This window comes from Rhizobium sp. R635, from assembly GCF_002211285.1.
In the GTDB taxonomy this organism is placed as follows: Bacteria; Pseudomonadota; Alphaproteobacteria; order Rhizobiales; family Rhizobiaceae; genus Rhizobium.
The window spans coordinates 20053-27252 of sequence record NZ_LOKX01000027.1 but is presented as its reverse complement, the minus strand read 5'-3'; the positions used below and the strand labels follow the sequence as shown (position 1 = coordinate 27252).

7 protein-coding genes are annotated in these 7200 nt (G+C 63.5%); 3 read left to right on the top strand and 4 right to left on the bottom strand.

The window, feature by feature from the left end; translation table 11 throughout:
• Positions 1-229: 229 nt before the first annotated feature.
• Together ATY78_RS19295 and ATY78_RS19290 are read left to right on the top strand one after the other, a co-directional pair.
• Positions 230-1861 (top strand): MFS transporter, encoded by a 1632-nt coding sequence (locus ATY78_RS19295; protein WP_088683918.1) that lies wholly within the window; start codon positions 230-232, stop codon positions 1859-1861.
• 8 nt (positions 1862-1869) lie between these two features.
• Positions 1870-2325 (top strand): GNAT family N-acetyltransferase, encoded by a 456-nt coding sequence (locus tag ATY78_RS19290; protein WP_088683917.1) that lies wholly within the window; start codon positions 1870-1872, stop codon positions 2323-2325.
• A 6-nt stretch (positions 2326-2331) separates the two neighbouring features.
• Here ATY78_RS19290 and ATY78_RS19285 read toward each other — a convergent pair whose 3' ends face one another.
• Both ATY78_RS19285 and recR read right to left on the bottom strand, forming a co-directional pair.
• Entirely contained in the window at positions 2332-3570 is a 1239-nt protein-coding gene (locus ATY78_RS19285; protein WP_088683916.1) for a lytic murein transglycosylase, read from the bottom strand.
• Positions 3571-3581: 11 nt separating this feature from the next.
• Complete coding sequence (gene recR / locus ATY78_RS19280; protein WP_088683915.1) at positions 3582-4187, bottom strand: recombination mediator RecR; 606 nt, start codon at positions 4185-4187, stop codon at positions 3582-3584.
• Between the two features lie 18 nt (positions 4188-4205).
• Here recR and ATY78_RS19275 point away from each other — a divergent pair, with 18 nt between their 5' ends.
• Positions 4206-4862, top strand: a complete 657-nt coding sequence (locus ATY78_RS19275) for an MOSC domain-containing protein (protein ID WP_088683914.1) — start codon at positions 4206-4208, stop codon at positions 4860-4862.
• A gap of 81 nt (positions 4863-4943) precedes the next feature.
• On the opposite strand, the gene ATY78_RS19270 is transcribed toward ATY78_RS19275, so the two are convergent.
• Both ATY78_RS19270 and ATY78_RS19265 read right to left on the bottom strand, forming a co-directional pair.
• Positions 4944-5267: a YbaB/EbfC family nucleoid-associated protein gene (locus ATY78_RS19270; protein WP_088683913.1), complete on the bottom strand. Its 324-nt coding sequence runs from the start codon at positions 5265-5267 to the stop codon at positions 4944-4946.
• A 22-nt stretch (positions 5268-5289) separates the two neighbouring features.
• On the bottom strand, positions 5290-7158 hold the full coding sequence (locus ATY78_RS19265) for a DNA polymerase III subunit gamma/tau (protein ID WP_088683912.1): 1869 nt from the start codon (positions 7156-7158) through the stop codon (positions 5290-5292).
• Positions 7159-7200 lie beyond the last annotated feature (42 nt).

Here is a 7200-nt window from a genome sequence, read left to right as displayed (position 1 = left end):
AACCTCGTCAGAAATCCAAACGACAAGCACAGCCTCAAAGTCCGGCGAAAAAAGGCAAACCTCAACGACGACTATCTCGAAAAGCTCATCACCCAAGCAATAAATTAACCTGAAGCGATTCCCCTGCCAATTCCGCCAATTCGCTTCCGGCAAGGCGAACGAACCTATGGCCAGCGAACGTCTTGCGCATATATTGCGGGGTGGGCGCAATGACAGAGCGGGAGGAATCGTGGCGTATACTTCGTCGACATTGGCGCCGTTGCGGCATGATACCTATCGCGCCATCTGGTTTGCCAGCCTCTCCTCGAATTTCGGCGGGCTGATCCAGGCGGTGGGCGCTGCCTGGATGATGACGACGATCACCGCCTCGGAGGATATGGTCGCGCTGGTGCAGACCTCGACGGCGCTGCCGATCATGCTGTTTTCCCTGATATCGGGCGCGCTCGCCGACAATTACGACCGCCGCCGGGTCATGCTGACGGCGCAGTGCATGATGCTCGTGGTGTCGGCCCTGCTGACGGCCTCGGCCCTTCTCGGCTGGATCACGCCCTGGCTGCTGCTCTTCTTCACCTTCCTGATCGGCTGCGGCACGGCGCTCAACAATCCCTCCTGGCAGGCCTCGGTCGGCGACATGGTGCCGCGCGCCGATCTGCCGGGCGCCGTCACGCTGAACAGCATGGGCTTCAACATCACCCGCAGCGTCGGCCCGGCGATCGGCGGCGCCATCGTGGCGGCGGCGGGCGCTGCCGCGGCCTTTGCGGTGAACAGCCTGAGTTACCTCCCATTGATCCATGCCCTGCTGCGCTGGCGGCCGAGCACGCCGGTTTCGACCCTGCCGCGCGAAGCGCTCGGCAGCGCCATCTTCGCCGGCCTGCGTTATGTCTCGATGTCGCCCAATCTCGAAAAGGTCCTCGTCAGGGGCCTGATCTTCGGCATCGGCGCGAGTTCCATCCTGGCGCTGCTGCCGATCGTCGCCCTCGATCTCGTTGCCGGCGGCCCGCTGACCTACGGCTTCATGCTCGGCGCCTTCGGCATCGGCGCGATCGGTGGCGCGGTGCTGAATGCGAGGCTTCGCCAGCTGCTGTCCAGCGAGATCATCATCCGGCTCGCCTTTACCGGCTTCGCGCTGAGCGCCGTCATCGCCGCCTACAGCCCGAGCGCTGTCCTGACCTCCGCCGGCCTGCTCATATCAGGCGCCTGCTGGGTCTCCGCACTTTCGCTCTTCAACACCATCGTCCAGCTGTCGACGCCGCGCTGGGTGGTCGGGCGGGCGCTGTCGCTCTATCAGACCGTCACCTTCGGCGGCATTGCCGGCGGCAGCTGGCTCTGGGGCGTTGCCGCCGATCGCTATGGCGTCGCCGATGCGCTGCTGATGTCGTCGGTCGTCATGCTGCTCGGCATTGCGATCGGCCTGCGTTTTTCCATGCCGGCCTTCGCCTCGCTCAATCTCGACCCGCTGAACCGCTTCACCGCGCCGGCCTTGAGCCTCGACATCACGCCGCGCAGCGGCCCGATCGTCATCCAGGTCGATTATGAGATCGCCGACGACGACCTTGCGGAATTCATGACGCTGATGGGGGAGCGCCGCCGCATCCGCATCCGCGACGGCGCCCGGCACTGGGCGCTGATGCGCGATCTCGAAAATCCCGGGCTCTGGACGGAAAGCTACCATACCCCCACCTGGGTCGAATATATAAGACACAACCAGCGGCGCACGCAGGCCGATGCCGAAAACATCGACAGGCTTCGCGCGCTCCACCGCGGCGAAGGCCCGCCGCATGTCCACCGTATGATCGAGCGCCAGGCCATCCCGCCAGGCGACGATGTCTTCCATAAAGCGCCGATCGATCTGCATCATTGAGGCTAGGCATGCACAGTTTCAGGCTCGCCCGACTATCGGATCTTGCCGCCATCGTCAGGCTTCTGGCCGATGACGATCTCGGCGGCGGCAGGGAAATCGTCGCCGATCCCATTGATACGCGTTATCTCTCCGCCTTTGCTGCGATCGAGGCGGATGCCAATCAGTTGCTGGCCGTCGCCATCGACGCGGCCGGCGAGGTCGTCGGCTGCCTGCAACTGAGCTTCATTCCGGGTCTTTCCAGAACGGGCATGTGGCGCGGGCAGATCGAAAGCGTGCGTGTCGCAAGAGAGCTTCGCGGTGCGGGTCTCGGCGCGCAGTTCATCGAATGGGCGATCGCCCAATGTGTCGAGCGCGGCTGCGGCCTCGTGCAGCTGACATCGGACAAGACGCGGAAAGACTCGATCCGTTTCTACGAGAAGCTCGGTTTCGTCGCGAGCCATGAGGGCATGAAGCGCAGCCTGTGAAGCCGCCTACTTGAGCTTGCCCTTCATGGCGGCTTCCGGAAAGCAGGTCGGCTTCATGCCGTTTTTCGCCTGCCACTGGCCGATCGAACGCCGCGTCTTGTAGCCGGGCAGTCCGTCGGAACCGCCGACGTCATAACCCTGCCGCTCCAGTGCCTTCTGCATGGCGGCGACATCCGAGCGCAGCATCTTGCCGACATCGCCCCATTGGCCCGCAAAGGCGCCGCCGTTGAAGGCGATCCGGTCGGCGAGATTGCCGATATAGAGCGCGTAGAGGTCGGAGTTATTGTATTCCTTGATGATGTAGAAATTCGGCGTGACGATGAACTCAGGCCCGTCGCGGCCGGCCGGCACCAGCATCATTCCTTGAGCCTTCATCTCCGGCGACGGAAAGTCCTTGCCGGAGATACGCTCGATGCCGAGCGCGGCCCAATGCGACAGCGGCTTTGCCAGATCGGGTCCCTCCTGCGCGCAGGAGACCGCTTGAGGTATCGAGACCTCGAAGCCCCAATCGCGATCGCGCTGCCAGCCCTTCTTGACCAGATAGTTGGCGATCGAGGCGAGCGTATCCGGCACCGAGGTCCAGATATTGCGGTGGCCGTCGCCGTCGAAATCCACCGCATATTTCAGGTAGCTCGTCGGCATGAATTGCGGCTGGCCAAGCGCGCCGGCCCACGAGCCCTTGAACTCCGCCGGCGTGACGTCGCCACCGTCGAGAATATGCAGGGCCGCCACCAGCTCGGTGCGGAACATTTCCTTGCGGGTCGACATGAAAGCCTTGGTCGCCAGCACCTCGATTGCCGAATTCGGGATCTTCGCGGCCCCAAAGCCCGTCTCCCGGCCCCAGATGGCAAGCACGATCGAGCCCGGCACGCCATAGGTCTTCTCGATCCGCTTCAGCGTCGAGCCATATTGTGCGGCAAAGCCGCGCCCCGTTGCGGCAAGCTTTTTCAGCCGGTCCTCGTTGAAATAGGGACCGGGCGAGGAAAATTCCGCCTGCGTCTGTTTCTGCTCCTTCGGCGGCGGGAAACCGGGCGGGGCGAGGTCGGGCAGGTTCCAGTTCAGCGTGATGCCTGAGAAAGCGGCCTTGAAGGTTTTTTCGGAGATACCGCCCGCCTTTGCTTCGGGCCAGAGGTCCTTCTGCACCCAGCTTTCGAACTGCGCCTCGACATCGGCTTTTGATGGGGCTGCGTATGAGGGGAGGGGGAGGAGCGCGGCTGTTATGGCGAGTGCGAATATTCGCAGCATATGCAATCCCCTCATATCACCGTCCGCGCCCGCAGCGCCGCAGCAAGCGTGCCCTCATCGAGATAATCGAGCTCGCCGCCGACAGGCACGCCATGCGCCAGCCGCGTGATCTTCACCTCGAGCCCCTGCAACTGGTCGGTGATGTAATGCGCGGTCGTCTGCCCCTCGACGGTGGCGTTGACGGCGATGATCAGCTCGCGGATGCCGCCTTCGCCGATCCGGTCGACCAGCCCGCGAATGTTGAGATCGTCAGGTCCGATCCCGTCGAGCGGCGACAGTGTGCCGCCGAGCACGTGATAGGCGGCGTTCATCGCGCCTGCCCGCTCCAGCGCCCAGAGATCCGAAACGTCCTCGACGACGATGATGACGGATTGATCGCGCTGCGCATCGGTGCAGACGGTGCAAGGGTCGACGGTATCGACATTGCCGCAGCGCGAGCAGATCTTCACTTTGTCATAGGCCTCGCCCATCGCACTCGACAGCGGGCCGAGCAATTGATCCTTCTTCTTGATCAGATGCAATGCCGCCCGGCGGGCCGAGCGCGGCCCGAGGCCCGGCACCTTCGCCAGAAGCTGGATGAGTTTTTCGATTTCGGGGCCGGTGACTCGTTTTGCCATGCGCCGTTCTTAACTGATATGGAACGAAAACGGAATCGCGGAAGGATCGGCCATCCCATGAAAATCCTGGCTCTTTGTATGGGCAACCCGGAAAGGCTGGCCGGCAAGAGCTACAAGACCGGCATCTTCAAGCGACCCGTCAATGGCCCCGTGATGATCGACGCGGAAGGACTGGTCGGCGATGCGATCTGCAACCGCAAGCACCATGGCGGCGTCGATCAGGCAGTGTATGTCGAGGGATCGCTGACGCTCGACTGGTGGAGCAGTGAACTCGGCCGGCCTTATGAGCCCGGCACCTTCGGCGAAAACCTGGTCATCTCAAATCTCGACAATCGCGACGTCGCCGTCGGCGACCGGTTCATATCGGGCGATCTCATCCTCGAAGTCACTGCATGCCGCATTCCCTGCGCCACTTTTGCCGCCAGGATGAACGATCCGAAATTCGTCAAGCGCTACACCATGGCCGCCCGCCCCGGCATTTACTGCCGCGTCGTCAGAGGCGGTGTGGCCGAGGCCGGAACGGCGGTCGAGCATCAGCCCTTTTCGGGCAAAAAGGTGACGATGCCGGAGCTGATGAAAACATTCGGCCGGCAGCTTTCGGAGGCGGACCGGTCGCGATATCTCGCCGCTCCCATTCACTACAGGCTGCGGGCGCTGCTGGAAGCACAGTGTTAAGAGTGGCGTTCTGTATGTAGCGCAAGCTCGATAGCATCGGCTATCGGAGCCGCGGCCAAGATGAAGATCGATTGCCTGCTATCAAAACGGCAGCTTGAAGCCGGGCGGGATCGGCAGGCCGGCGGTGAGCGCTTTGGTCTTTTCGGCGGCGAGCGCCTCGGCCTTGTCCTTGGCGTCCTTGTGCGCGGCGACGATCAGGTCCTCGAGGATCTCGACATCGTCCTCCTTGAAGAGCGACGGGTCGATCTTCAGGCTCTTGAGTTCGCCCTTTCCTGAGACGACGACGGTGACGAGGCCGCCGCCCGCCTTGCCTTCGGCGGAGAGCTCGGCGATCTCCGCCTGCATCTGCTCCATCTTGGCCTGCATTTCCTTGACTTTGCCCATCATGCCCATGATGTCGCGCATCGTCTCGCTCCTTCTTGAAACGTCAGAATTCTATGTCGTCGCCCGGCAGGATGTCACCTTCCTCGGATTCGGCGACAGCCGGCGGCTTGACCTCGCCTTCGTCTTCCGGTTCGGGCGCCCGCACGCGTACGTCGATGATTTTCGCGCCCGGGAAATGCGCCAGGATTGCCGCTACGTCAGGGTCCTGGCGGGCGTCGCTGACACGCTGCTCCTGCGCCTTGGCTTCCGCCTCCACCATCGTCGGCCCGCCTTCTTCGCGGCTGGTGCTGACAATCCAGTGGATTCCGGTCCATTCCTTGAGCTTGACGGCAAGCTCGTTGAGCAGCGTGTTCGGAGCGCCTTCGGTGAGGTTCACATCCAGCCGGCCGGGCTCAAGACGGACCGGCCGCACGAAGTTGCGCACCAGCGCCTTCAATTTGACGTCCCGCTTTTCGCCCGCGAGATCGACGATATCGGCAATGGAATTGACACGTACGAGCGGCTTCGGAGCCTCTGCGGGCCTGATCTCGGTGCGGCCGATATTCTGCGGCTCCGGATTGGGCACGGCGCGCAGCATGGCGGTCGGCCCTGAGGGCTGCGGCCGTGGTGTTGGCTCCGTCGCACGGGCCGCGACGCTGCTCTGATAGGGAACGCGTGTTCCGTTGCCGCCGCCATTGCCGGAAGGCGGGGAGGAGGGCCGCGACCCGGCATTGTCGCCGGAAAATTCGGCAAGCCGGCGCGCCGCATCCTCAGGCGCCGGCAGATGGGCGGCATGCGCAAGCCGGATCAGCACCATCTCGGCGGCACCCGCCGTCCGTGACGAGCCTTCCGTTTCGGGAATGCCTTTCAGCAGCATCTGCCAGATGCGCGACAGCGTCGTCACCGCGACGCCCTTGGCGAATTCCGAGGCCTTCGTGCGCTCGATTTCGCTGAGCGAGGGGTCGTTCGCCGCGTCGGGCACATATTTCAGCCGCGTCACCAGATGGGTGAAATCGGCAAGATCGGTCAGCACGACCACCGGATTGGCGCCCGCTTCGTACTGGCTCTGGAATTCGCCGAGGGCGGCGGCCACATCGCCCGCGACGATATGCTGGAAGAGATCGACGATCCGGGCGCGGTCGGCAAGGCCGAGCATGCCGCGCACGGCTTCGCTCTGGACCACGCCCGCGCCATGGGCGATCGCCTGGTCGAGCAGCGACAGGCCGTCGCGGGCAGAGCCTTCGGCGGCGCGCGCGATCATCGCCAGCGCGTCCGGCTCCGCCTCGATGCCCTCCTTGGCCGCGATCGTCGTGAACAGCCCGACGAGATCGGAGGCGCTGATGCGGCGCAGGTCGAAGCGCTGGCAGCGCGACAGCACCGTGATCGGCACCTTGCGGATTTCGGTGGTGGCGAAGATGAACTTCACATGCTCCGGCGGCTCTTCCAGCGTCTTCAACAGGCCGTTGAAAGCCTGCGTCGACAGCATGTGTACTTCGTCGATGATATAGACTTTATAGCGCGCCGAAACCGGACGGTAGCGCACCTGCTCGATGATCTCTCTTATATCGTCGATACCGGTGTGCGAAGCGGCGTCCATCTCGATCACGTCGACATGCCGGCCTTCCATGATCGCCTGGCAATGTTCACCGGGCACGCGCAGATCGATCGTCGGCTTGTCGATATCAGCCGTCTTGTAATTCAGCGCCCGCGCCAGAATGCGCGCCGTCGTCGTCTTGCCGACACCGCGTACGCCGGTCAGCATATAGGCCTGTGCGATGCGGCCGGTCTCGAAGGCGTTGGTGAGCGTGCGGACCATCGGCTCCTGGCCGACCATCAGGTCCGTGAAATCCTTGGGGCGGTATTTGCGAGCCAGCACCCGGTATCCGGTGCCCGTCGAGGCGGCATCTTTTGACTGTCGCTCGGTGTCGCTCATCGCCCTGCTTGTCGCCCGGGATCGTCGGGCATTTCGTGAAGA